We start from the raw sequence: 24,720 nt of genomic DNA, 5'->3' as shown, positions 1-24,720 counted from the left end.
ATCCGTGTATACCCGTGAAACGCTTACGGAATTACCGCTATCAAAATCTGACTATTCGGGTCAGCCCAGCGCTTCCGAGGACTCGTCTGGCGACCGGCCGCCTTCGCCGAATCCCGCCAGAAGCCCGCTCGCCCGCTGCACTTTCGCGGTCACGGCCTGCTCGAGGACGCTCTTCCCTTCGGGCATGGCCAAAGTGAGAAATGCCCGCGCCCGCGTCACACCCGTATAAACGAGCTCGCGCGTCAGAATCGGGCTATACGTGTCCGGCAAAACCAGTGCCGCATGCTCAAACTCCGAGCCCTGAGACTTGTGCACCGTCAGCGCAAACACCGTTTCGACCGCCTGGAGCCGGCTCGGCAAAACCCATTTGATGCCGCCCGAGCCATCGGCGGACGGAAACGCGACACGCAATGCCCGCCCCCCGTCCTTGCCGCCGGGCACCGGGAGCGCGATCCCGATGTCGCCGTTCATCAGCCCGAGCTCGTAGTCGTTGCGCGTCACGAGCACCGGCCGCCCCGGATACCATTCGCTGCGCGCGTCGATCAGACCTTCTTCGTGCAGAAGGCGCGCGATTCGCTTGTTCAGCCCCTCTACGCCCCACGGGCCGCGGCGCACCGCGCAGAGCAACTGAAACGCGCCGTGCGCTTTCAGCACTTGCGCCGCCCATGCGGCAAACGCTTCCGGCGTGGCATCCGCTTCCGGCTCGCCGCTCGCCATCGTCTCCAGATAGTGACGGTAGCCTTGCCGCGCCGCTATCGCCGCATCGCTGAAAGCAGGATCGGCCGCGCCCCGCCCATCGACCACGAGCGATTTGAACGACGCGTCTTCAGTTGCCGAACAGCTCAGCAACGCAACGTCGGCGCGCCGCTCACTCAACACTCGCATGACGCCCGCGGCATCTCCTTCATTGATGCGCAGCGCCAACTCGCCGATGCCGCTATCGGACGAGAATCGATGGCTCTCGCGCAGCATGGCGATCGCCTGATCGAGCGTCGTGCCATGCTCGTCGCGCATCGAGTCGTCGATTCGCTCGCCGGTCGCCGCCTGCAGCCAGTCGAGGGTCTCGGGCGTGTAATGTCCTTTGACCGCGCGGCCGCAAAGCTCGCCTAGCACAGCGCCTGCTTCCACCGAGGCCAGCTGATCCTTATCGCCGAGCAGAATCAGTCTTGCCGATTCGGGCAACGCGTCGAGAACGGCCGCCATCATTTCGAGGTCGACCATCGATGCTTCGTCGATCACGAGCACGTCGACCGGCAGCGGATTGGCCGCGTCATGACGGAAACGCCGGCTGTCCGGACGCGTGCCGAGCACGCGGTGCAGCGTGCTGACCGCCGTCGGAATCGACTCCCGCACCGCCATGCCGTACGCGAAGCCATCTAGCGGCAGGCGCGCCACCGTACCCGCGATCGATTCGTTGAGTCGCGCGGCCGCCTTGCCGGTCGGCGCCGCGAGCTTGATTCTCAGCGGTCGGGCATGCCGAGTCGTGTTTGCGCCGGCTGCATCATTCGTCAATGCGATCGCTTGCAATAACGCGAGCAGACGAACGACCGTCGTCGTCTTGCCCGTGCCCGGGCCGCCCGTGACGATGCTGAACGCGCTGCGCGCCGCCAGCGCACAGGCGAGCTTCTGCCAGTCCGCGCCGGGCCTCGCGGCTTCCCGCGCCGGAAACAGCCTGTCGAGTGCAGCCCGCACCGCATCGGTATTCAACATCGCCGCCTGCTCTCTCGACGCATGCAATCGTCGTTCGATGCCGGCGCGCACGTCTTGTTCGTATTGCCAATAGCGGCGCAGGTACAGGCGCGTGCCAACCAGCACGAGCGGCGTGTTGCCCGCACCCGCGCTCACGAGTATCCGCTCGTCGAGCGCCGCCAGCCACTCGGCGAGCGTGACGCCGGCCAGCAGATCGGCGGGCGCGCAGGCAGGCGTGTCGGCCAACCACTCAGGAGGTCCGTCCGGCGGCAGCGACAACGCGAACGCCGGGTCGTCGAGCGTCGCCCGCAGATCCAGGCAGGCATGGCCGCGGCCCAGTTGGTGGCTGGCAAGCGCCGCCGCAAGGATCAACAGCGGCCTCGCCTGCTGCACTTCGCGCGATAGAAAGCGCGCGAATGCCGCATCGAGCGCACGAAGCCAGCCTCGCTCGACCCAATCGTCAAGCACGCCCAGCATCCGCCGCGCATCCGCGCGCGCCTCCTCGCCGGCTCGGTGCGTCACGGTGTCCGCTGCCGCTTCAATAGGATCGGTGACACGAGTCATCATGCGATATCCCCCGCCAATTCATCTTCGCTCACGCGATGCGCGAAGAGCGCATCGAGTCGCTCTATCAGCGCGCGCGGCGGATGATCGACATGAAGACCCTGGCTCGGCGCGTGGCTGCCGCGCAGGAACAAATACACCGCGCCGCCGACATGGCGGTCGTAGTCGTAATCCGGCAGACGCGCCTTGAGCAGCCGATGAAGGGCGAACAGGTAGAGCACGTACTGCAGCTCGTAGCGCGAATGCAGGATCTGGGCGCGCATTCTCGCCGGCGTGTACGCCGCATCGTCCGGCCCAAGCCAGTTCGATTTGTAGTCCGCGACGTAGTAGCGGCCCTCATGCTCGAACACGAGGTCGATGAACCCTTTGAGCATGCCGTTGAGCCGCGCCGGCTCGAGCGCGGGGCGCGCCGCGCCGTCGAGCGTCATCTCGCAGACGATGCGGTCGAGCACTTGCGCATCGACCGCATGCGCGCCTACCCAGAACTCCATTTCGGGCAGATACGACTTCAATGCGCGCAGCGTGACGGGCCGCATCGGCTCGCCGCCGCGGGCCGGCAAGTGCAACGGCTCGTGCAAAAGGCGCAGCAGCCAAGCGGTCAGCGGCTCGATCCAGCGCGCCCAGCCGCGCAAACTGCAGCGGCGCGCGACCGTATCGCGCAGGACGTCGGGGCGCTTGGCCACCTCCTCGAATCCTTCGGTCGCCGCCCATTCCATCAACTCGTGCAGGAAGCTGCCGGCGTCGGCTCCGCGCGGAAAATCGTGGAGCGCCCGGTCCTGCTCCGACGTGCTGGTCGCGGCGCCCGTCGGCGGCAAATTCACGTCCGGCTCGTCGGGCACCTCAGCTTCGGAGAGCTCCTGGAAGACGTCCTGTCCGCGCGTGTCGGGCGCGGCATGCGCGTCACCCGATTCATCCGCGTTAAACGATGCATGCGAATGAGCGCCCGTCCCGCCGATCACTCCGTCGACCTTGCGCAGGCTCGAATAGCTGGCGATCCACCAGCGCTCGCTCACGGCCTGCCGCAACGTCCGCGCGGCGCCGCGCCTGACTTGCGATTCGCGCAAGGTGAAGGGCTCGTCGCTCGGAGCCACGGCTTCTCCGACGCTGATCTGCGCGCATCCTTCGGCAAGCCGCTCGAGCAGCTCGCCGAGCGCATGCGGCGCAATCGGCTTGCCGCCGTCGAGCAAATAGCCGAGCGCACTCGACTCGACGCCTTGGATCGGCGCGATGCCGATCCATGTCGCGTAGCGAGCGCGCGTGAGGGCCACGTACAGCTTGCGCAGATCTTCGCCGAGCCGCTCACGATCGACTTGCGGCAAGACGGCCGCGTCACCGAGCGTCACCTGCAGCCGCCCCGTCTCGTCGTGCCACTTCAGCGGCATATCGGTCGGCAATGTTCGCCGAAAATTGCACGCGAACGGCAGGAACACGAGCGGGTACTCGAGCCCCTTCGACTTGTGAACCGTCACCACCTGCACGAGGCCCGCGTCGCTTTCGAGCCTCAGTTGCCGCGCGTCGCCGACTGCGCCGCCCGCCTCGTCCGCAATCTCTTCGTCGAGGTAGCGAATCAGCGCGTGCTCGCCGTCGAGTTGCGTGCTCGCCTGCTGCAGCAGCTCGGCCAGATGGAGCAGATTCGTCAGCACGCGCTCGCCGTTCACCGACGCGCCGCTCGCTTGCCCGATCAGTCTTCGCGGCACGTGAAAATCATTGAGCAGCCGGCGCAGCATCGGCAGTACGCCCTTGCTGCGCCAGCAATCGCGGTAGCCGCGAAACTGCAGCACGCGCGATTCCCACTCGATTTCATCGTGCGTGAGGGCATCGAGCGCGGCCCAATCGAGCCCGAGTGTCGCCGTCGCGAGCGCGGCGCGAAGGAGCCGTCCGTCATCAGGCTCTGCGCAGGCCGCGAGCCAATGGCGCAGTTCGGCTGCCTGCTCGGTCTGATACACGGAGTCCCTGTCGGACAGGTAGACGCTGCGCACGCCGCGCTCGGCGAGCGCGGCGCGAATCGTGCGCGCCTCCTCGCCGTTGTTGACGAGTACAGCCATGTGAGCGGGCTGTAACGGCGTCATCCGCTCGGGGCCGACGAACCCCGCTTCGCCTCGTTGGCCCAGGTTCAGCAGACGAACCATTTCGGTCGCGCAACTAGCCGCCATCGCGCGCAGATAAGCCTCTTTGCCGAGCGGCTTGCCATCCTCGGCGGGCGGCAGCCACCATGCGGTCAGCGCCGGCAAGTCATGTCCGTTCTCGCGAAGCTCGTCGGCACGGCCTTGCGCGTCGGCGGCGACGAACGGCAACGGGTTGTCCCCATCGGCGGCGTTGCGGAACAGAAACGCACCCTGCCCGTCCGCCCGCGCCTCCGCCGCCGAGAAGCAGCGGTTGACGGCCGCCACCATCGCGGCCGTCGAGCGGAAGTTCTTCTTCAGCGTAAAGAGACGCCCCGCGCAGGCACGGCGCGCCGTCAAGTACGTGTAGATGTCCGCGCCGCGAAACGCGTAGATCGCCTGCTTAGGATCGCCGATCAGGATGATCGCCGTGTCGGCGTCGTTCTCGGCGATTCGATAGACCGAGTCGAATATGTCGTACTGGACTGGGTCCGTGTCCTGGAACTCGTCGATGAGCGCCACCGGGTATTGCCGGCGAATGATCTCGGCGAGACGCGCGCCGTTCGGTGCGTGCAGCGCGTCGCGAAGGCGTGTCAGCAGATCGTCGAATCCCATCTGCGACCGTTTCTTCTCTTCGGCGGCGAAGCGCTCGGCAACCCAGCGAGCCGCGTGGCAAAGCAGTTCACGATAGGCCGTCGGCTGCGCCGCCAGCGCGGCGGGGAGCCCCTGCATTGCGTCGAGCGCCGGGTGACACGGCGCATCGCCGGTCTTCCAGATCTCGGCGAGCCCGTCTCGTGTCAAGCGCGTCCAGACGGCCGCATCGTCGGTGAACGCCGGCTTGAACATCTCCGGATCGGCAGCCCATGCCCGCATTTTGTCGAGCCAGTTCTGGCAGTTCGTCCGATTCAGGCGCTGCGCGTTGAATAGCTTTTTCTCGCGCGCATCGTCGAGGATCGCTTGCAGTTCATCGGCCCATATCGTCCAGTTTTCCTTGAGGCGTGCCAAGTGCGCGCGAAGCCTTTCACGCGCATCGCGCAGTGCTTGCTCCGGCGCGGGCGCTTCGGGCAGGAGGTCCGCGTGCGCAATGAGACCGCCAATCATCGACTGCAATGCGTGCGGACTCGCGAACCATCGACGCACCTCGCCCGCCGACTGCGCATCGAGCGGCGCGAGGAAGGTGCGCCAATAGTCGCGCACGACTTCAGCGCGCAACGCGCTTTGATCCGTTTCGAGCGTCTGCGAGAACAGGCTGTCGCTATCGAACGCATGCTCGCTCAACATCCGATTGCACCATCCGTGGATCGTCGAGACGGCTGCTTCATCCATCCATTCGGCGGCCAGTTCGAGCCGGTGCGCGCAGGCGGGCCACTCATCGGGTGAACAGTCGGCGCGCAACGCGTGCAGCAGGTCGTCGCCAGCCGGACGCTCGGCAACGTCGGCAGGATCCGCGCGGAAGTACGCGGCCGCCTCGACGAGACGCGCGCGAATCCGTTCGCGCAATTCCTTCGTCGCCGCATCGGTGAACGTCACGACGAGGATTTCGGGAGGCGTCAATGCCTGCGTGCGCAGCTCGGGGCCGCCATGCCCCAAGACGAGTCGCACATAGAGCATCGCAATCGTGAACGTCTTGCCGGTGCCCGCGCTCGCTTCAATAAGACTGCTACCGCGCAACGGAAAGCGTAGCGGGTCCAACACCGCGGCAGCCGAAGCAATCGAATCACTCACGGGTGCATCATTTATCAATTAGGACTCCCCACCGTTTTTGGCGTCGTTCTTCCCCCTTGCCGCCGCGGGAATCGCAAGATGGAGCGGCTGCAGCAACTCAACGGCCAGCGCCTCGAACTCGCCGCTCGCGGCGAGTGCGTCGAAGTTGGGGTACACGCGGCACAAGTAAGCATTCATATCGCGCTCGCCAGGTTGCCACGACGTGCCTTCATAGGCTGCGCGTGCCACCTCGCGCGCTTGCGTTTCGTCGGCCTGCGGCGAACCCTCGCGCGCTCCGTTGCCGTCGCCGTTGCGCCGCTTCGCGAGCCATGCGAACGCCGTGTTGACCGCGAGCGGCAACGGCCTGCGCATACCCTCGTCCCACGCGCTCAGCAATGCGAGCAGATGCGCGCGCGCTTCATCCGGTGCCACAGGCGCGAGCTCGATGCCGCCAACCTTACTGATCACCACCGTCGTGACCGGGCCCGCCGCCAGCTGCGCGGCCAGGTGCGGGACCCAGAACGCGATGACTCGGTCGCGGCGATACTTGTTGTCCTTGACGATCGTGCTCGCATCGAGGATCACGTGGCCCAGCCCGCCGTCCGAGCTGCGGCGAAGTCCGCCGATCCAGTCTTCGACCGAGCGCGCGCGGTCATCGAGCATGGCCTCGACACGCAGTTCGAACTGCTCTTCGAGCGCCTCGGGCCAACGTGCGAGTGCAGCCTGATAACGCTCGAAGAGGTCCGGCATCGGCGCGAGCAGTTCCTCGCCGACGAGCTCGCCGAAACCGCCTTTCGCCAGATCGCCGCTGCGGTACATGCGCTCGAGACGCGCAAGCGCGCTCGGCATCAGATCTTCGTCGCCGCGCTCGAGCGCGGCCGTCTGCGCGCGGATCAGCTCGTTCTGAAGTTGCCACGTTTCGAGCCCATCGAGGGCGAACGGTTCGTCGTTCTCGCTTGCCGTCGCATCAGCCTCGAACGCCACGCGCAGACGTTGGCGGAAGAAACACTTGACCGGATCCTTCAGGAAGGCGGCCAGCTCGCGAACCGACAACGGCTCTTCGCGTTCGATGGGCGGCAACACCGTCACGGTGCGGCGGATTGCGTTGTCCGTCCGCTCTACTTGATTCCATTCGCTCGCGAAAGTGAACAGCTTCGAGGCGTGCGGATCGGCGGGAAAATAGTCGGCGCTGAAAGGCTGCAGCCGGTGGACGATCGTCAGTTCGTCGATGAGCGCGTCGGGCTTGCCGCTCTCGTCGCCCGCCAGCCGCCAGCCGGCCGACAGATGCTCGCGCAGCTGCCCCACGAGCACCGATGGCGGACGCGGCGTGTTGTCGGTCACGCTGCGCCCGACCCACGACACATGCAGATGCTCACGTGCCGAGAGCAGCGCTTCGAGGAACAGGTAGCGATCGTCCTCGCGGCGCGACCGATCGCCAGGCCGATAGCTCTGCCGCATCAGGTCGAAGTCGAGCGGCGTGCGCGTGCGCGGGAAGTCGCCATCGTTCATGCCGAGCAGACATACGCGGCGAAACGGAATCGCGCGCATCGGCATCAGCGTCGCGAACGTGACCGCGCCCGCGAAGAATCGCTGCGACAGGCCGCCTCCTTCGAATTGCGAGAGCCAATAGTCGGCCACGATCGATAGCGGAAGCGCCTCAGTCAGCGCGGCGTCGTCACACTCGTCTCGCCATGCTTCGAGCGCGGCGTCGAGCCGGTCGAGGGTGTAGGCATCGTCGCTATCGGAGGGCGCGAAGAATGCGCTCTTGAGCTCGCGCAGGCGCCTACACCACTCGTCGACGGTGGCCGGCTCGCGCAATGTGCGCCATGTCTCGTCGAGCGCCTCGATGAGGCGCGTCAACGGTCCGAGAAGCGCCGCGTCGAGCCCGCCGATTTCGGCATATGGCTCGATGTCGGACCACGCGTCCGACTTGTCGCCCACCGCGTAGCCGAGCAGCATTCGGCGCAGGCCAAAGGCCCATGTGTTGGGCGCATCGTCGTCGCCCGTCTTCGGCAAACCGAGGCTCGCGCGTTGCTCGCCGTGCAGGCCCCAGCGAATGTTCGCGCCGCCGATCCAATGGTGCAGCGTCGGCACGTCGTCGGCCGAAATGCCGAAGCGCTCGCGCAGCGCGGGCACTTCGAGCAGGTCGAGCACATCGCTGACGGTCGTTCTCGATTGCGGCAGCGCAAGCAGCGTCTCGAGCGCGCCGAGCAGCGGGTCGAAGTCGCGTTGGCCCCGATCGGCGACGCTGAACGGGATGTGGCGCGAATCGCCCGCATCGAGCGAACCGAACACGGCCTGCACGTGCGGCGCGTAGGCCTCGATGTCGGGCACCATGACGATCACATCGCGCGGGCGCAGCGTCGCATCGGCCGCAAATGCGGCGAGCAGCTGGTCGTGCAGGATCTCGACTTCGCGCTGCGGGCTGTGCGCGATGTGAAAGCGAATCGACGGGTCCGCGCGTGGGTCGACCGCTGGCCAGCGCTCGCGCGTTTCCGCGAGCGGCCGCAGATCGCGAATGTCGTCCTGCAACTGTTGCAGCATCGTGGCGGTGCCGTCGCTCTCGAACAGATCGATACGTTGGCCGATGCTCGCGAAGCGCGACGCATAAGTGTTGCGGGCGGCGTCGCTGTCGAATTCATCGAGCAAGCCGATGAAGTCGCGCCCCTGCTTGCCCCAGGCCGCGAGCAGCGGATGGGCGTAGAGGTGAAGCTCCGCCTCGTCGATCATCGCGGGCGCGCCTTGACGACGACGCTGGCGCGAGCGCTGCGCACGCAACAGATCCTGGTCGGCGACGATGTCGGCCCAATAGTGCGCGCACGGGTTGTGCACGCACATCAGCACCTGCGTGAAGCTTGCCAGCGCGGCGAGCACTTCGAGCGATTGCCGAGGCAGGCTCGAGATGCCGAATACGATGACGCGCGGCGGGAGCCCACGCGGCCGCTCACCGTCGCCCATGGCGGCGACGCGCCGCAGAAATGCGTCGTGCACCGCCGCGCGGCCGCCCTTCGCCGCGTCGATGCCGTCCGGGCCATGCGCGCGGACATCGTCGAGCAGCGCGCGCCACAACGCCGCCTGCCAGCGATGCTCGTCGGGCAGCGGCGTGCGCGCGTCGCGGGCATCGATCAGCACGTCGTCGTGCGCGGCCCATCTCGCGAGCCAGTCCGCGCGATACAGCTGGTATTGGTCGAACAGTTCAGCCACACGTTGGGCGAGTTGAAACCGCTTGCGCTGATCGTCGTCGTGCGCCATGAAGCGCTTGAGCGGGCCGTATTCCGGCAGCTCGAGCAGCGCCGGCAGGAGACGCGTCAGCCGCCAGACGAGGCGCGACTTGTCGAACGGAGAGACGGCCGGCACCGCATCGGCGCCGAGCACCGCGCGGTAGACCTGCCAGAGAAAACGCGCGGGAAGCGAAAGATCGAGCGCGGCGGAAATCCCGCAGCCGCCCTCCTCGGCATCGGCCGCGAACGCGAGCTTCAGCCACTGAGCGATCCCGTTGCTTTGCACCAGGATCACTTCGTTTTCCAAGGGCGCCAGCGGGTACTGCTTGATCCATTCGATCATCAGCTCGCGCAGCCGCTCGGGCCGGTTGCCATGCACCAGCATCAGCCCGGCGGGAAGCGTGTGTGAGGTCAAACGGGACTCCATCAACGTGCGTGTGAATCCGGTCAGCGACGGCCCGTCGCAGAGACCGAAGGTAGTTTCGAAGAGATCGGCCCCGAACCGCAGCGCGGGCCGGCATACATATTAAGGCAGCATTGGACTCAAGGTCGTTCAGGAAAATTGGGGCGCGGCACCGCGCTTGCCGGACGCGATGCAGGCACTGACATCGCGCTCGGCAGCCGGAGGTCGGTCGCGCGGACCGCTCGGACACATCCTTGGCAGCTACCAGAAGAAATGATAACCTCTTAGGTTAATGAAATTGTAGTCTCATCGACGTGAATGGACATCACTTTCGCCAACAAGGCGCTGTGCAAGCAACTCAACGAAGAGAAGGCGATGATCAAGACGCATGGTCCTTTGAGAGCGAAGAAACTCAAGATTGCGATGGTGAAGCTTCGTGCTGCCCCCAACCTGGGAATTTTCGCGCCACCGATGAGTCCACCGCATCGATGTCATGAACTCACCGGGAACCGAAAGGGCCAACTGACGGTTGACCTCGATCACCCATACAGGCTCGTATTCAAGGCAAGGCACGATCCTTTGCCCGAGAGACCGGAGGGCGGATTGGACTGGAGCCGCGTGACTGCCATCGAAATAACGGGAATCGAGGATACTCATGGTTAGGCAAACCAACGAATTTCGGCCTGACTACGCCGTCGCGCCGGGCGAAGTGCTTGGCGAGGAACTGGAAGTACGCGGGATGACTCAGCAAGAGCTCGCAAAGCGGACGGGTCTGACTCCGAAGCACATTGTCTCGCTCGTCCAAGCGAAGTCGTCGATTACGCCCGAAACCGCCATCAAGTTGGAGAGGGCACTGGGCATGCCCGCTGTCTATTGGTTAAACCTGGAAAGTCAATATCAGGAAGCTCTTGCCCGAATTCGCGAGGAGGCGCGGCTCGAGCGTGACCTAGGTTGGCTCAGACGCGTCCCCGTCTCAATGATGGCGAAGCTCGGATGGATCGAAAGGACTAATGACGCAAAGGCACAGTTGGTAGAAGTCTTGCGTTTTTTCGGGATTGCAAGCGTTAGCCAGTGGAATGACCTGTGGCCGAGCTTGAACGTAGCTTACCGACAGCACAACCATCATGAGATCTTTCCAGAAGCGGTCTCGGCTTGGTTGCGTCGTGGCGAGATCGAAGCCTCGCAGATGACTTGTGCGCCGTTCGACAAGGCCTTGTTCCGTGAGGCGCTCGACAAGATTCGGTCGTTGACAACCGAGCGTCCCGAGTTCTTTGTCCCACGTCTGCAGACACTATGCGCGGCGGCTGGCGTAGCTGTAGTCTTCGTTCCTGCACTCCCCAAAACAGGGGTCAGCGGTGCCACGAGATGGCTCAGCGCCAACAAAGCGATCATTCAGCTCAGTTTGCGATATCGCACCGATGATCATCTATGGTTCACTTTTTTTCACGAAGCCGGGCATATTCTGTTGCATGGAAAAAAGGAACTTTTCCTCGAGGGCACCAATGGCTTGGACGCGGTGAAGGAAGCGGAGGCGAACAACTTCGCGGAACAAGAACTGTTGCCCCGCGCGCAACTATCCGACTTCGTAAAGCAGGGGCAATTTGGGAAGGCGACTATCGTCGCATTCGCCAAAATGGTTGGCATTTCCCCTGGCATCGTCGTGGGTCACTTGCAGCACCGGCAGCTGCTTGCAAGAAGCCACTGCAATGATTTGAAGCAAACTTTCCGGTGGGATCATGAATGACTAAGGCGCGCAGCCACCCGCGCGCCCAGGATTCCACGCGTTCCGCCCTTAAGCGGTGAACCGTTCCGCGCGGTACGGATCGAGCAGCTTCACGCGCACACCTTCGATCATTTCGGTCACGATCAACTGCGAAAGAATCGCTCCTAAACTCACGCCGGCATTCGTCGTGATGGCCGCGATTCCGGCCTCATCGCCGCTGCGGCTGAACACCGGCAGACCATCGGCTGGGATCACGCGGCGCGTTTCGGTGACTTTTTCGACCTTCGCGCCTTTCAACCCCGGGAGAATCGCGGCGGCAACTTCGACGAGTTGCTCCGGATTGGGTGCGCTCGGGTCGCCAACGGGTGAACCCGAGAAATGCTGCGCGATGACGACACGTCCGTCGAAACGCTGGATGGCATGCACGTGCGAGCCGAGCACGACTTTATCGAAGAGCGGGGGCAGCGGCGCGAGGTGAACGACACTGCCGACGCTATGAACGAGCGGCGCTTTCAGTCCAACCTGTTCGGTCAACTCGGGATTGGCGATCCCGCCCGCGAATACGACAATATCGGCCTCACGCGTGCCCTTGGCGCTCGTCACCGTATATCCCCCGGCAGTTCGTTGCAGACTCGCGAATGCATCGTTCGCGCTGTATGAGGCTCCCAGCGCAATCGCTTCGTCAAGCATCGCAGCAGTCATCTGCACCGGCGCCATCATGCCTTCGTCCGGCGTGTAGGTGATGAATGTCTCGTCACCGGGACGCAGGGCCGGTTCGAGTTCGCGCGCCTCGGCGGCACTCACCTTGAACGTTGGACTCCCCCACCTCAGGCGGCGCTGCAGTTCCGCGTCGAGTTCCGTCGCTTGCTGAGTGCCTGGAACCGCCAGTTGCAGACAGCCGCACCAGCGGATCGGCAGCTTTGCCTTCACTTCGTCCTGCAAATAGCGCCAACGCAGATGCGAGAGCCGATGAAGATTGAAGTAATCGCGTGCGCCGGCCTCGCTGAGCGTATCGGCGTTGCGAAACTTCGTCTGATTCGTGATCCAGGCGAACGATCCCGCCGTCGCGCCGCTCGCTCGCTCATTGCGGTCGAGCACGGTGACGCGCGCGCCGCGGCGCGAGAAATCGTAGGCAAGAATGGCGCCGATGATGCCTGCGCCGACAATCAGGACGCGGGGAGAAGAAATCGTCATGTTCGAACCTCGTTGTTGCTCACAGGAGAAAGCTTTTCGCGCGCTTGAGGCGGCTCCGAGTCCGCAAGCGGCAGATTGCGTGTTTCCGGCGCCATCCGGTATGACACCAGCAAGCCCAGCGCAGCAATGCCCGCTGCGATCAGGAGCCCGTTCGCCGCGCCCCACTTCGCAATCGTGATCGGCAGCACGAACGTGCCGGCCGCCGCGCCGATGCGGCTCACCGACATCGCGAGGCCCATGCCGGTGGCACGAACGTCCGTCGGGAACACTTCGTTGGGATAGACAAACTGCAGTGCCGAGCCAGCGGCTTCGGCGATCGTGAAAAGGATGAAAAGCGCGATGGCGAAAACAGCCAGCGCCGAGAGCGGCGTCGCGAGCGCGAACAACGAGAGCGTTGCGATAGTGCCCGACACGATCAGCAGCGGCCGGCGGCCGATGCGATTGATCACGAGCATGCCGAGCGCGGTGCCGACGATCGCAAACGAAATGATCACGAGCGTGCCACTCAGCACATGCGTCACGCCGAGCGATTTCAGCAGCAGCGGTTGAAATGTCTTGATGGCGAATGACGGCGCTATCTGACAGGTCCAGAACACCGAGCAGAAAAACACCATCCGGCCGTAACCGCGCCCAAACAACTCCCGAATGCTCGACAAGCCGAGCCCGGTGCGCGGCGCGCTCCGCGAAGTATGCGTAAGCAGGTGATCGAAGTCGGCCTGCCGCCCGAGATGTGTTTCGACGATTCGTCGCGCCTCGTCGATTCGTCCGACGGACACGAGCCAGCGCGGCGATTCCGGGATGTTCAGCCGAAGCAAGAGGAAAATCGCGGATGGAATGGCCGCGCTGGCCAGCACGTAACGCCACGTACTGCTATCGCCGGTATGGACGAACAGCCCGGTGGCAAGGCTCAGCGTGTAGCCGACCCACAAGCAGAGTACGAGACTCGACAGCACAGGCCCGCGAAGCCGCCTTGGCAAGAACTCGGACGCGAGCGCCGTGGCGATCGGATAGTCGGCGCCGAGCGCGATGCCCATGACGAGGCGCAGCGCGAAGAGCGCCGTCGCACCCGTGACGAAAAGGTGCGCGATCGAGCAGAGGACGAACACGGCCAGATTGAGCACATACATCGATTGGCGCCCGAACCGGTCCGTCATCGGACCGAACACGATTCCGCCGACGAACATACCGAGCAAGCTCGCCGCGCCGATCAGACCCGCTTGGGCCGCGCTCAGATGTAAATCGCGCGCGATGAGCGGCAATGCGACAACGATGATTCCGAGCAAGTAACCGTCGCAAAACGGTCCGCCGGCGGCGACGAGCGCGACGCGTCGATGAAAACGACCGGTAGGCAATTCGTCGAGGCTGACGCGTCTCTCTGTCATGGTGGGACTCCCGATGCGTACATGTGGGGTAGAGGCGGCTTCTTCTCATCCGCTTGCATCAAGGCTAGAGACGCGCTAAATATCGGTCAATGTCGTTCTTTATTTACGTCATATCGAAGGGATCGATATGTTGTTCAGCGAAGAGATCAATACCTTTCTAGCGGTTGTGCGCACCGGAAGCCTGTTGCAAGCGGCGGAGATCGTATGCGCGACGCAGTCGACGGTTTCCTATCGCATTCAGGCGCTCGAACGACGGATCGGCCATTCGTTGCTGCTGCGATCGCGCGGCTCGCGACGAATCGCGCTCACGCCGCATGGCGAGCGGTTCCTCGATATCGCCGAGCGGTGGAAGCGCCTCGAGATGGAGGCCGAGCAGTTGAAAATGGAAAGCGATCGCTATCTGGCGATTGGCGCTGTCGATGCCGTTGCGATCCACGTGCTGCCGCCGTTCGTGAGCGAACTATCGTGCGAAGATCCGCCGATCCGCCTGCACCTGGAAAGCGGGCGGTACTGGCAGCTGGCAAACAGAGTCGCATCGGGACACCTCAACGCCGCATTTACTTTGTCGCCCGCCGACCATGCCGATCTCGTATCGACTCGAATTCGAAGCTACGCCATGCGGATCGCGTACATGCCGCGAAACGGAGAGCAGGAGATCGAGGAATGTGCCGATTTGACGAGCTTTGACTACTCGCGCGAGATTTACCTGCCGTGGTCGGGGCAGTTCGATTTGTGGCGCACGAAGCGCGGGCTGCTCAGGCCGTTGAACTCGGCCGACAAGAGTCATTTGCTTGCGCCGTTGCTCAAGCGTCCGGGAGCGTGGGCGCTGGTGCCGTCGTTCATGGTGGAGGCGTTGCGCGCGCAGACGGGTTGCTCGATCCACCGACTCGCGCATCAGCCCCCGCCCGACATTTCGCTATATCGGATCTCACGCAGGCACGATAGTACGTTCGCCGAGCGCGATTCGGAGGCTGTGGAGCGGGCGCTAAGCGCGTTGCAAGCTTAGGCGGGACTTCGCGTGGAGGGAAATCGCGATGGAATCCTACGAGAGCATGCTTGAGACCCGACTCGTGCGCATACGCGGCACGGTGCAAGGCATCGGGTATCGGGATGCGTGCGTCGAGCACGCGAGGGCATTGGGCGTCAGCGGATGGGTGCGCAATCGGATGGACGGCTCGGTCGAGGTGATGTTGCAAGGATCGACCGAGCAGCTTGTCGAGATGTGCGAGTGGCTGGAGGATGGGATGCCGACCGCTTTGGTCGGGGAAATGGACATCGCCAACATCGCCCCGCCGTTTCCGCGCTTCAACGGGTTCGAGCAGCTGCCCACGGTTTGAGGCGCGCCGCTTCGGCGACCCCCGAGCCCCACTCGAGGGTCGCCACGATCAAACCGCTATTGCAAAGACGCCCATGTCGTCCCGAAGATGCTCGATTGATCGATCCCGGGGAAGTCGACGAACGCTTTGCTGCAATCAAGCACGCTGCTCGTCGGCAGATTCTGCTGCACCGTGCCGTTGACGACGACGCGGTTCGCCGTCGACGCGGCAATAGGCAAGTTCACGTGGTCGACAGTCAGATTGGCGTCGGACGAGATCAGCGAGATCCCCGTTGGCGTATCCGCCACCACATTCGTCAGCGACATAACGAGCGGAAAGGCCGGCTCTCCGTAGCCGCCCGTGTTGGCCTCGAACCCCTGCAGCTTCACGCCGGCATTGCCCATGATCACGACGTTGTTGAGCGAGATGTCATGGAAGTTCGGATACAGCGGACCGCTCGATGGCACGGCCTTCGTGCTGTAGTACGGCGTGAACAACAACGCGTTCGTCGCATCCTGGATGCAGATGTTCGAGTACTGGATGTGGCTGACCTCGCCGCCGCGCGCGTAGTCGGACTTGATGCGCAGCCCTTCTTCCGAATTCCAGAACGAATTGTCGAAGACCTGCACGTTCGTGACGCCCGCATTCGTTTCGCTGCCGATCGAAATCCCATGCCCCCAATAGATGTGGTTGTGCGCAATGACGACGCCCCACTTGCGATCCGATCTCACGTCGCGGTTGCCGTCGATGCCGAAGAGCCCCGAGCCGGCCGGCGACGGATTGGCGCTCCCCTTGAGCGCGATATCGTCGTCGCCCGTGCTCACGTAGTTGTACGCGAACACGAAGTTCTTCAGATAGCCGTCGAAAGAGATGGGACTCGCGGACGTCGTCGTGCTGCCCGTCGATAGCGTCGCCGAAATCGCCTTCGATGCGGAGCCCGGATCGAACGCGTCGGTGTTCTTGACGTTGTCGCGAGTGAACGTCTGCCCCGTATAAAGCGGGTTGCCATTACCCGCGGGATTCGCGAACGCAGCGAGGTTCGGCGTCTGCACCTTCACGCCCCATATGGTCAAACCGTCGACGCCGCTCGGTACCACATGGAAGTTCGGGCTGTTGCTCAGCGTGATTCGATAGAGCGTCAGGTTCTTCGCGTAGTTGAACACCATCAGACGGAAGTTCGACTGCGAGCCGACGCCGGTAGTGCCGTTGTCGACCATGTTGCCGAGGTAGGCAAGGTCCCACCACGTCATGTTGCGCGCCGGCGACTTCGAATCGACGACCGTGCCGCCGTCATCGCAAGCGGTGCCGTCGGCAGCAACCGTGCCGGTCTTATAGGCCGCGTAAGTGTTCGAGCACGTCAAATCGACTTTCATCAACGGATACTTCGCGTCGGACGTGACGATCTCCGCATAACCTCGTCCGTCGATGCGACCGTCACCGACCACGGCCGAGTTCACGAGGTCCGTCCCAGTGATCAGCGCGAGACAGTTGGATGAACTTCCGGCCTTCGTCGCGCTGACGGCGGTATTGCCGCAATACGGCCCCGCCACGTTCGGCGAATAAGCCTTGACGTCGCGCGATGCGTAGAGCGTAACGCCCTTGTCGATCCACAGCGTCACACCAGACGGCAGCGTCAACGGACCGCTGATGAAACTGTTGCCCGGCCCCGTGCTGCTCACGACGAGCCGCACCGCGAACTTGCTGGCGTGGTACTTCGATTTGGCCAGCTCCTCACCCGACGCGCCGGAGATGTTGACGTTCGGGACCGCGGCCGCCACCTCGGAAGCGGTCGCCGCGGCGTCGGCAGCCGCGATCGTTGTGCCCACCTCGGCATCGACGGACGCTCCGCAAGCATCGAGTGCCGCCTGGATGCGAGCTTGGTCCGGATTCGCGGTGGCCGTGGAGACCGCCTTGCCCACGCCGACCACCGAAGGATCCGCTTCCGGCGGCAGCGAGCCGTCCGGCCGGCTCACGAGCGAATTGTTCGCTTCGAGCGTGCTGCAAACTTGGGCGTCGGTCGGCAGCGTCGGCTCTGCGGGCAAGTTTGCATCGAACGTCGTCGTGCCGACCTGGAAGACGCTGTTGGCCGTCGGTGTCGCGGCTGCTGCGACCGGCGCGTCGCTACTGCCGCCGCATGCGGCCAACGTCGTGGCGGCGGCCAGTAGCGCCGCGAACAGGCCAAGGGGCCTCGATCTTCTCTTCAGAGCGGGAAAGCGGGATGTCATGACGAGTGTCTCCGTGTCGTGGCCTCGCTGAAAGGCGATGCCGGTTGGTTTTTGTAAGGAGCAGACGAGATCGGGGCAACTCGACACCGCCCCCTCCGCGGGACGGTGCGGCGGTACGAGATAAGCAGTGGGAGCCGCTCCCCTCGTACAGGATCATCGTCATCAGTCGTCCTACAACACTCCGGATCAGCAGGCGCAGCCGAAGAAATAGCCATCGGGCGATCGCCAATATCGCGCGAGAGAATTCTCCGTTTTCGCGAAACCTTCGAATTTCCTTCGAACGCCTTACCTCACCGATTCGCAGCACGACGGCCCGCCTATCCTACCGTGGCGCCCTGACTCCGCGCACCTAAGGGTAACTACCGAGTGAGCGAACAGACGCATATCCGTAAAGTCGCGCAACGCGTCGTACGATGTACGATCTTCGGAGACAGGCTTTAGAACCAGGAAACTGACGATGAAAAAGACATTCACACGCTCCCGCGTGGCGCTTGCAGCGGCGCTGCTCGCCGGCTTCGCCATGTCCGCGCAAGCGCGCGTTTTCCGCTCGGCGGACGTGCACGGCGACAACTTCCCGACCAACATGGCCGTGAAGTTCATGAGCGACGAGCTCTCGAAGGAGACGGGCGGCAAGGACTCGATCAAGGTCTTCGGCAACAGCGCGCTCGGCTCCGAGAAGGACACGATCGATCAGGTGCGGATCGGCGCGATCGACATGGTTCGCGCGAACGGTGCCGCGTTCAACGAGATCGTGCCCGAGTCGCTGATTCCGTCGTTCCCGTTCCTGTTCCGCGACATCGATCATTTCCGCAAGGTGATGTACGGCCCCGAAGGCCAGAAGATCCTCGATGCGTTCAAGGCGAAGGGCATGATCGCGCTGACGTTCTACGAGAGCGGCGCGCGCTCGATCTATGCGAAGCGGCCGGTGCGTTCGCCCGCCGACATGAAGGGCCTCAAAGTGCGCGTGCAGCCGTCGGACCTGATGGTCGACGAGATCAAGGCGATGGGCGGCACGCCGACGCCGATGCCGTTCGCCGAGGTCTACACGGGCCTGAAGACGGGGCTCGTCGACGCAGCGGAAAACAACTTGCCGTCCTACGAAGAGACGAAGCACTTCGAGGTTGCGCAGGACTACTCGGAAACGCAGCACGCGATGACGCCGGAAGTGCTCGTGTTCTCAAAGAAGGTGTGGGATACGCTGACGCCGCAGGAACAGGCGGCCATCAAGAAGGCAGCGGCCGATTCGGTGCCCTACTACCAGAAACTGTGGACCGCGCGTGAAACCGAGGCACAGAACATTGTGACGAAGGGCGGCGCGAAGATCATCCCCGCGGCGGACGTCGACCGCGCGGCGTTCGTGAAGGCCATGCAGCCGCTCTGGACGAAGTACGAGAAGACGCCGGAGATGAAGCAGATCGTCGACGAAATCCAGGCGATCAAGTAACGACGCGCCGCGCGCGTTGATCAGGCAACGCCCGCACGTCCTCCGGCCGATGGCCGGCGGCGAGGCGGGCGGTATTCGTTGAAGGACCGAAGTCATGAAGCTCCTCAAGCGCTCGAACGATGCGCTCTTTCGGGCGCTCGCCATCGTTGCGTCCGTCTGTCTCATCGCACTCACCGTGCTCGTGTTCTACGGCGTCGTGATGCGTTACGTCTTCGATAACGCGCCCGATTTCGTCGAGCCCATCGCACTGCTGCTCGTCGTCACGATCGCGATGTTCGGCGCCGCGTTGAAAGTACGCGACGGCGGCCACATCGGCCTCGATTCGTTCGTGCAGCGCTTGTCACCTAAGGCTCGCACGGTAGCGATCGCATTCCAGCACCTGTGCCTGATCGGCTTTGCCATCGCGATCATCGTCGGATGCGGGAGCATGGCGAGCACGACGATGGAAGACCGCATTCCGATTCTCGGGTTGCCCGAGGGGCTGCGCTACATGATCGCAGTTCCGGCCGGCATTGCGATGATCCTTTTCTCGCTCGAGCACTTGCTTGCGCTCCGTAGTCACGAACACCGTTAAAAGTCATGGAACTTGCGATCCTCGCTGGCAGTTTTCTGCTGTTTCTCGTCCTCGGCGTGCCCGTCTCGTTCGCGCTCGGGCTCTCGTGCGTGGCCACCTATTTCGCCGAAGGCCTGCCGATTGCGACCGCGATGCAGTCGATGGTGTCGGGAATGAATGCGTTCTCGTTCCTCGCCGTGCCGTTCTTCATTTTCTCGGGCGAGCTGATGTTGCACGGCGGTATTGCCGACCGGATCCTGCGGTTCGCGCAGGCCGCCGTCGGCCACTTCCGCGGCGGTCTCGGCATGGCGAACGTCGTCGCTTGCACGCTCTTCGGCGGCGTTTCGGGCTCGCCGACGGCCGACACCTCGGCGATGGGCGGTGTGGTCATTCCGTTGATGAAGCGCGAAGGCTATAGCGCGGCGTATGCGGTCAACGTGACGACGCACGCGTCGCTGGCCGGCGCGCTGATGCCGACTTCGACGAACATGATCATCTACGCCTTCGCCGCGCAGGGCATTACGGGCATGCTCAACGGGCATCCGGTGAGCGGTGTGTCGATCGGCGACTTGCTGTTTTCGGGCCTGCTGCCCGTGCTGTGGGTGATGGGCTTCGTGCTTGCCGCCGCCTACTGGCAGGCCGTGCGTCACGGTTATCCGCGTCGCGCCGATGGGTCGAGCGAATTGCCGAAGTTTCCGGGCTGGTACGCCGTCGCGCGCAGCTTTGCGGGCGCGGTGCCGGGGCTCATGGTGATTGCCATCATTCTCGTCTGTGTCGCGAAGGGGATTGCGACGGCGACGGAGGCCGCCGCGATCGCGGTGGTCTACTCGCTCGTGCTGACGGCCGTCGTCTACCGCACGCTCAATCGCGCGAAGCTGTGGCGCGCCCTGTCGCATGCGGCGCGCACGACGGGCGTTGTCCTGCTGCTGATCGCCGTGTCCAACATGCTGCGCTTCCAGATGTCGTATCTGGAGATTCCGGATGCGATCGAGGCCTTGCTGAAGCAATCGAGCGCCGCGCCTTGGCTGATGCTGCTCTACATCAATGTCCTGCAGGTGTTCCTCGGCACGTTCGTCGACATGGCGGCGCACATCCTGATCACGACGCCGCTGTTCCTGCCGATCGCGATGGCTTGCGGTGTCGGGCCGGTGCAGTTCGGCATCATGCTGCTGCTCAACTGCTCGCTCGGGCTCGTGCATCCGCCGATCGGGTCCGTGCAGTTTGTCGGATGCGCGATCGGCAACGTGTCGATCGGGGAAACGACGAAGGTTGCGTGGCCGTATTACCTCGCGATCTTCAGTGCGATCAATATCGTGACGTATTTGCCGTTTTTCTCCACCTGGCTGCCCAGCCTCATCAGCGGACATCCGGTTTATTGATTCGGCGGGCCGCCCGTCTCGCGGGCTGACGGGCGGCCCGAGCCAGATCCGCTCCCAGCGCGGCTTAATCCGCCTTCACGATTAAATCGGCAACTAGCGTCTCGTATCATCGGTGGTATCGCTGATGTCGCGAGACCGCCCCTCCATCACCGTCCCCTGGCAAGAAAAATGCGGCAGGCCCAGAGAGGGCTGTCGTATGACACGCGGATTCGTGTGCGCAAGACCTACCTCATAAGCCGGGCCGCCGCGGCCCGCGTTCGGCTCTTTTTTGGAAGCTTGGCGAATGAGGTATCTGATATGGCTTGCGTGTCTGGTTGGCACTGCAGCGGGATTGGAATGCATTACACGCATCGATCCTCCCGCGGCTGACATCCTTCTGGCAGCGTTAGCGGCTTTTTTTGCGCTCTGCGCATCGATCGGCATCATCTATACCGTCGCGGCGTCCATACTGGTCTGGCGGTTCTTCAAGAAGCCGAAATCCGAACCCTCGAGTTTTCCTCCGGTCACGATCGTAAAACCCCTATCCGGCGACGAATGGGGGCTTCTCGACGGCCTCGCAAGCTTCTGCCGGCAAGATTATGCGGGCGCCATCCAATTCCTGTTCGGCGTCCAGCAAAGCGAAGACCCCGCGTTAAAAGCCGTCGAGAAATTGAAGCAGCTGTTTCCCGAAGCGCATATCACGGTCGTCGCCGATTCGCGCCTGCATGGCCCGAATCGAAAGGTCAGCAACCTCATCAACATGATGCCGCATGCAGTGCACGATGTTTTCGTATTTGCCGATAGCGACATCCGAGTGTCACCAGACTATCTCCGACGTGTCATCGGCGAGCTGCAAAAACCGAACGTCGGCCTCGTGACTTGCCTTTACCGCGGCCGACCGGCGCCGGGATTCTGGCCGCACCTATCGGCTCAGGGCATCAACTACAACTTCCTGCCAAGCGTCGTCACTGGGCTTGCGCTTAAGATCGCCCGGCCATGCTTCGGACAGACGATCGCGACGCGGCGCGAGACGCTCGCCAAGATCGGCGGCTTCGCGCGCTTTGGGCACATCCTCGTCGAAGACAACGCTATCGGCGAAGCAGTGCGGGCCGCGGGCGAGCAGGCCGCCATCCCGCCGATCGTCATTTCCCATACTTCGGCTGAATCGACTTTCAGCGCACTGACTGCGCACGAACTTCGCTGGAGCCGCTCGCTGCGCATCATGGATCCGCTTGGCCATCTCGGCTCAGTGCTCACGCACCCGTTTCCGCTCGCGCTGATCGCGGCCGGCCTGTCCGGCGGCGCGATATGGTCATGGCCGCTCGTGCTCGTCGCGCTGCTGGCGCGCGTCGCGCTGAAGTTAGTCGCTGACGCTGCGGTGCACGAGCGGTGCCGCGACTTATGGCTGCTGCCGTTGCGAGACCTCTACTCGGTCGCGATCCTGATCGCGAGTTTCTTCTCGACGCGCGTGGTCTGGCGCGGCGCCAGTTTCGATGTCGGCCCGAAAGGCCTTTTGCATCCGCTTCAGGATGATTGAGCTGGACTTACGGTCACTTTCATCGCCAAACGACGACGCGTCTTTCCGCTCAGCGCGCGCGGGGCACTTTCCAACGCTTGCCTGCCAGAAGCTCACGCTTCCTTCGCCGACTCCTCGAATTCCGAGCCCGGATGCTCGCAGACGTGGTCTGCCATATCGCCGATGACGCGCTTAACGTGCTCGTCCGCCGCCTCATAGAAAATCTGCTTCCCGCGGCGCTCGGCCCGCAGCACGCGAGCCGCACGCAACAGCCGCAAATGATGGCTGACGAGCGGCTGAGACAGGCCGTGCTTCGCTGCGATGTCGGTGACGCACATCGGCGCGCTCAGGCAAGAGACAATGATTTTCAGGCGCGTCGGGTCGCCCATCAGCCGAAACATCTCCGACAACTCCGTGACCTGGTCGTCGCTCAATTCGAACGGCCGCATCTCGCCTCCGATATTTCACATTAACGCATACTTATATGTGTATATAATAGCCCATCCAGAGTCCAGCCGAGCGATAGTCCGATGGCACACAATCACGACCACGGTTCCGGCCATGCGGCCCACAACCATGGTGGAGGTCATTCGCATGCAAGCCACGATCATGCCCATGACCATGCGGGACATGACCACGCCGGGCACGGTCATGCAGGGCACAGTCATGCCGGCCATGATCACCTGCATGGCGTAACGGATCAGCACCGCATCGGGTGGGCATTCATCATCATCGCCGTGTTCATGGTCGTCGAGATCGTCGGCGGCCTGATGGCGGGCTCGCTCGCGCTGCTGGCCGACGCGGGCCATATGGTCAGTGATGCCGCCGCGCTGGGATTCAGTTGGTTCGCGATTCACTACGGCCGGCGCGAGGCCACGGCCGAACTGTCGTATGGCTATAAGCGCCTCGAGATCCTCGCTGCATTCGTCAACGGATGTGCGCTGTTCGTCATCGCCGCGTGGATCGTGATCGAGGCCATCCAGCGCTTTGCGTCACCGATACCCGTCGTCGGCAAGACGATGCTCATCGTGGCGATCGCGGGTCTTGCCTCGAACATCGCCGCGTTCGCGGTTCTGCACGGCGGCAACCGCGAGAACCTCAACTTGCGGGGAGCCTGGCTGCATGTCCTCGGCGACATGCTCGGCTCGGCGGCAGCCATCGTAGCGGCGTGCGTCATCCTGCTTACCGGCTGGACGCCCATCGATCCGATTTTGTCGATATTCGTTGCGCTCGTGATCCTCAAGAGCGCATGGGGTATCGTCAAGTCGTCCGCGCATATCTTGCTCGAAGGCACCCCGGCGGGCGTGAACCTGGCCGACATCAAGGCGGACCTCGAGCAAAACGTCGTGGGCGTGCGCGATGCGCATCACATTCACGCCTGGTCGATGACAGGCGAGCAGCATATGCTGACGCTGCATGTGCATCCCGCGGTCGAGGCCGATCCGCATGATGTCGTCAAGGCGGTTCAGCGCCGGCTGGCGACGCACTTCAATATCGATCACGTCACCGTGCAGATCGAGCACGACGAGTGCGCGGACCAGCACACATCCGCTCGTGGCGGATCCGGCGCGAAGAACTGTCACTGAGCGTGAAGACGTTCGCGCTATTCGCCATCACCGCCGTCGCCGAAATACTCGGCTGTTATTTGCCATGGCGCTGGCTTCGCGAAGGAGCGAGCGCGTGGCTCCTCGTGCCGGGAGCCATGAGTCTGGCGGCGTTCGCCTGGCTGCTGACGCTGCATCCGGCGGCGGCTGGCCGGACCTACGCGGCGTACGGCGGCGTTTACATCGCTGTCGCTATTCTGTGGCTATGGATTGTCGAAGGTATCCGCCCGACGGGGTGGGACTGTCTTGGCGTTGCTTTGACCGTCGGAGGCATGGCCGTTATTGCCTTTCAGCCGAAGTGAGGGGTCGCGCACCCGCAGCCAGTGTTCTATCCCTCCGAGATTCACGGGACCGGTAGAATCAGCACTGCAACAGCCGCACCAACGTTAGGCAAAATCATGGATTACCGCGTAAGTTACGAGCACAGTCTGAAGAGCAAGCCGGACGAGTTCATCGTTCACGTTCCGACGCAGCTTGTGGAGGGGGTGCCGGACAATGTGCCGCGCGCGCTCCTGGTCGAGTACATCACCGACATGATTCTCAAGCGCTCGCCGCAGATCGGGAAGATTCGCCAGCTTAGGATTCTTTGACGAGGAAGACTCGTCTCCGCCGCGGTGACTCAAGCTTTTACCGCGCCGGCGACGAGACCTTCGATGTAGTACCGCTGCAGCAAAAGGAACAACACCGCGCATCGAGCGATCCTTCGCCGCACGCGAGCTGTG

The 24,720-nt window shown here is 63.5% G+C and carries 18 protein-coding genes; 11 read left to right on the top strand and 7 right to left on the bottom strand.

What is annotated here, in order from left to right:
* Positions 1–60: 60 nt before the first annotated feature.
* The 3 genes from recD to recC are packed head-to-tail and all read right to left on the bottom strand — an operon-like array spanning position 61 to position 9,695.
* On the bottom strand, positions 61–2,256 hold the full coding sequence (gene recD / locus C9I57_RS28700; RefSeq protein ID WP_258187880.1) for an exodeoxyribonuclease V subunit alpha: 2,196 nt from the start codon (positions 2,254–2,256) through the stop codon (positions 61–63).
* The gene (gene recB, locus C9I57_RS28695; RefSeq protein WP_258187879.1) at positions 2,253–6,080 is read right to left on the bottom strand and encodes an exodeoxyribonuclease V subunit beta; all 3,828 of its coding nucleotides are present in this window, start codon (positions 6,078–6,080) and stop codon (positions 2,253–2,255) included. Before recB ends, recD begins: the two co-directional genes overlap by 4 nt.
* 18 nt (positions 6,081–6,098) lie before the next feature.
* Entirely contained in the window at positions 6,099–9,695 is a 3,597-nt protein-coding gene (gene recC / locus C9I57_RS28690; protein ID WP_258187878.1) for an exodeoxyribonuclease V subunit gamma, read from the bottom strand.
* Between the two features lie 306 nt (positions 9,696–10,001).
* Between recC and C9I57_RS28685 the strand changes: the two genes are divergently transcribed.
* Positions 10,002–10,346 carry a killer suppression protein gene (locus C9I57_RS28685; RefSeq protein ID WP_107153934.1) on the top strand — a complete coding sequence of 115 codons (345 nt, stop codon included), beginning with the start codon at positions 10,002–10,004 and terminating at the stop codon, positions 10,344–10,346.
* A complete protein-coding gene (locus tag C9I57_RS28680) occupies positions 10,339–11,427 on the top strand; it encodes a HigA family addiction module antitoxin (protein ID WP_107153933.1) in 1,089 nt (362 codons plus the stop codon). Before C9I57_RS28685 ends, C9I57_RS28680 begins: the two co-directional genes overlap by 8 nt.
* A gap of 48 nt (positions 11,428–11,475) precedes the next feature.
* Here C9I57_RS28680 and C9I57_RS28675 read toward each other — a convergent pair whose 3' ends face one another.
* A complete protein-coding gene (locus C9I57_RS28675; RefSeq protein WP_107153932.1) occupies positions 11,476–12,600 on the bottom strand; it encodes an NAD(P)/FAD-dependent oxidoreductase in 1,125 nt (374 codons plus the stop codon).
* On the bottom strand, positions 12,597–13,982 hold the full coding sequence (locus C9I57_RS28670; RefSeq protein WP_107153931.1) for an MFS transporter: 1,386 nt from the start codon (positions 13,980–13,982) through the stop codon (positions 12,597–12,599). Before C9I57_RS28670 ends, C9I57_RS28675 begins: the two co-directional genes overlap by 4 nt.
* 127 nt (positions 13,983–14,109) lie before the next feature.
* Between C9I57_RS28670 and C9I57_RS28665 the strand changes: the two genes are divergently transcribed.
* Together C9I57_RS28665 and C9I57_RS28660 are read left to right on the top strand one after the other, a co-directional pair.
* A complete protein-coding gene (locus C9I57_RS28665) occupies positions 14,110–14,988 on the top strand; it encodes a LysR family transcriptional regulator (RefSeq protein ID WP_107153930.1) in 879 nt (292 codons plus the stop codon).
* A gap of 28 nt (positions 14,989–15,016) precedes the next feature.
* On the top strand, positions 15,017–15,319 hold the full coding sequence (locus C9I57_RS28660; RefSeq protein ID WP_107153929.1) for an acylphosphatase: 303 nt from the start codon (positions 15,017–15,019) through the stop codon (positions 15,317–15,319).
* 56 nt (positions 15,320–15,375) lie between these two features.
* On the opposite strand, the gene C9I57_RS28655 is transcribed toward C9I57_RS28660, so the two are convergent.
* Complete coding sequence (locus C9I57_RS28655; protein WP_107153928.1) at positions 15,376–17,523, bottom strand: glycoside hydrolase family 28 protein; 2,148 nt, start codon at positions 17,521–17,523, stop codon at positions 15,376–15,378.
* A 457-nt stretch (positions 17,524–17,980) separates the two neighbouring features.
* Between C9I57_RS28655 and C9I57_RS28650 the strand changes: the two genes are divergently transcribed.
* From C9I57_RS28650 to hpnI, 4 genes are all read left to right on the top strand, one after another.
* The gene (locus C9I57_RS28650; RefSeq protein WP_107153927.1) at positions 17,981–18,967 is read left to right on the top strand and encodes a TRAP transporter substrate-binding protein; all 987 of its coding nucleotides are present in this window, start codon (positions 17,981–17,983) and stop codon (positions 18,965–18,967) included.
* Between the two features lie 94 nt (positions 18,968–19,061).
* A complete protein-coding gene (locus C9I57_RS28645; RefSeq protein ID WP_107153926.1) occupies positions 19,062–19,541 on the top strand; it encodes a TRAP transporter small permease in 480 nt (159 codons plus the stop codon).
* A 5-nt stretch (positions 19,542–19,546) separates the two neighbouring features.
* A complete protein-coding gene (locus tag C9I57_RS28640; RefSeq protein WP_018441752.1) occupies positions 19,547–20,899 on the top strand; it encodes a TRAP transporter large permease in 1,353 nt (450 codons plus the stop codon).
* A gap of 283 nt (positions 20,900–21,182) precedes the next feature.
* A complete protein-coding gene (gene hpnI, locus C9I57_RS28635) occupies positions 21,183–22,415 on the top strand; it encodes a bacteriohopanetetrol glucosamine biosynthesis glycosyltransferase HpnI (protein ID WP_107153925.1) in 1,233 nt (410 codons plus the stop codon).
* Between the two features lie 92 nt (positions 22,416–22,507).
* Here hpnI and C9I57_RS28630 read toward each other — a convergent pair whose 3' ends face one another.
* Positions 22,508–22,843 carry an ArsR/SmtB family transcription factor gene (locus C9I57_RS28630; protein WP_018441755.1) on the bottom strand — a complete coding sequence of 112 codons (336 nt, stop codon included), beginning with the start codon at positions 22,841–22,843 and terminating at the stop codon, positions 22,508–22,510.
* 81 nt (positions 22,844–22,924) lie between these two features.
* Between C9I57_RS28630 and C9I57_RS28625 the strand changes: the two genes are divergently transcribed.
* The 3 genes from C9I57_RS28625 to C9I57_RS28615 all read left to right on the top strand — a co-directional run bounded on the left by C9I57_RS28625 (position 22,925) and on the right by C9I57_RS28615 (position 24,588).
* On the top strand, positions 22,925–23,980 hold the full coding sequence (locus C9I57_RS28625) for a cation diffusion facilitator family transporter (RefSeq protein ID WP_146166287.1): 1,056 nt from the start codon (positions 22,925–22,927) through the stop codon (positions 23,978–23,980).
* Positions 23,981–23,982: 2 nt separating this feature from the next.
* Complete coding sequence (locus tag C9I57_RS28620; protein WP_107153924.1) at positions 23,983–24,300, top strand: YnfA family protein; 318 nt, start codon at positions 23,983–23,985, stop codon at positions 24,298–24,300.
* Positions 24,301–24,396: 96 nt separating this feature from the next.
* Entirely contained in the window at positions 24,397–24,588 is a 192-nt protein-coding gene (locus C9I57_RS28615; RefSeq protein WP_018441759.1) for a hypothetical protein, read from the top strand.
* Positions 24,589–24,720: the final 132 nt, after the last annotated feature.

The sequence above is a fragment of the Trinickia symbiotica genome (assembly GCF_003028655.1).
GTDB classification, from domain to species: Bacteria; Pseudomonadota; Gammaproteobacteria; order Burkholderiales; family Burkholderiaceae; genus Trinickia; species Trinickia symbiotica_A.
The sequence above is the reverse complement of the archived record's forward strand: the minus strand, read 5'-3'. Positions and strand labels throughout refer to the sequence as shown.

Coding starts and splice junctions, on each gene's coding strand:
- C9I57_RS28680 (WP_107153933.1), top strand. CDS start 10,339: ATGGTTAGGCAAACCAACGAATTTCGGCCTGACTACGCCGTCGCGCCG.
- hpnI (WP_107153925.1), top strand. CDS start 21,183: ATGAGGTATCTGATATGGCTTGCGTGTCTGGTTGGCACTGCAGCGGGA.
- C9I57_RS28650 (WP_107153927.1), top strand. CDS start 17,981: ATGAAAAAGACATTCACACGCTCCCGCGTGGCGCTTGCAGCGGCGCTG.
- recD (WP_258187880.1), bottom strand. CDS start 2,256: ATGATGACTCGTGTCACCGATCCTATTGAAGCGGCAGCGGACACCGTG.
- C9I57_RS28675 (WP_107153932.1), bottom strand. CDS start 12,600: ATGACGATTTCTTCTCCCCGCGTCCTGATTGTCGGCGCAGGCATCATC.
- C9I57_RS28615 (WP_018441759.1), top strand. CDS start 24,397: ATGGATTACCGCGTAAGTTACGAGCACAGTCTGAAGAGCAAGCCGGAC.
- C9I57_RS28630 (WP_018441755.1), bottom strand. CDS start 22,843: ATGCGGCCGTTCGAATTGAGCGACGACCAGGTCACGGAGTTGTCGGAG.
- C9I57_RS28640 (WP_018441752.1), top strand. CDS start 19,547: ATGGAACTTGCGATCCTCGCTGGCAGTTTTCTGCTGTTTCTCGTCCTC.
- C9I57_RS28625 (WP_146166287.1), top strand. CDS start 22,925: ATGGCACACAATCACGACCACGGTTCCGGCCATGCGGCCCACAACCAT.
- C9I57_RS28665 (WP_107153930.1), top strand. CDS start 14,110: ATGTTGTTCAGCGAAGAGATCAATACCTTTCTAGCGGTTGTGCGCACC.
- C9I57_RS28655 (WP_107153928.1), bottom strand. CDS start 17,523: ATGACATCCCGCTTTCCCGCTCTGAAGAGAAGATCGAGGCCCCTTGGC.
- C9I57_RS28660 (WP_107153929.1), top strand. CDS start 15,017: ATGGAATCCTACGAGAGCATGCTTGAGACCCGACTCGTGCGCATACGC.
- C9I57_RS28645 (WP_107153926.1), top strand. CDS start 19,062: ATGAAGCTCCTCAAGCGCTCGAACGATGCGCTCTTTCGGGCGCTCGCC.
- C9I57_RS28670 (WP_107153931.1), bottom strand. CDS start 13,982: ATGACAGAGAGACGCGTCAGCCTCGACGAATTGCCTACCGGTCGTTTT.
- C9I57_RS28685 (WP_107153934.1), top strand. CDS start 10,002: ATGGACATCACTTTCGCCAACAAGGCGCTGTGCAAGCAACTCAACGAA.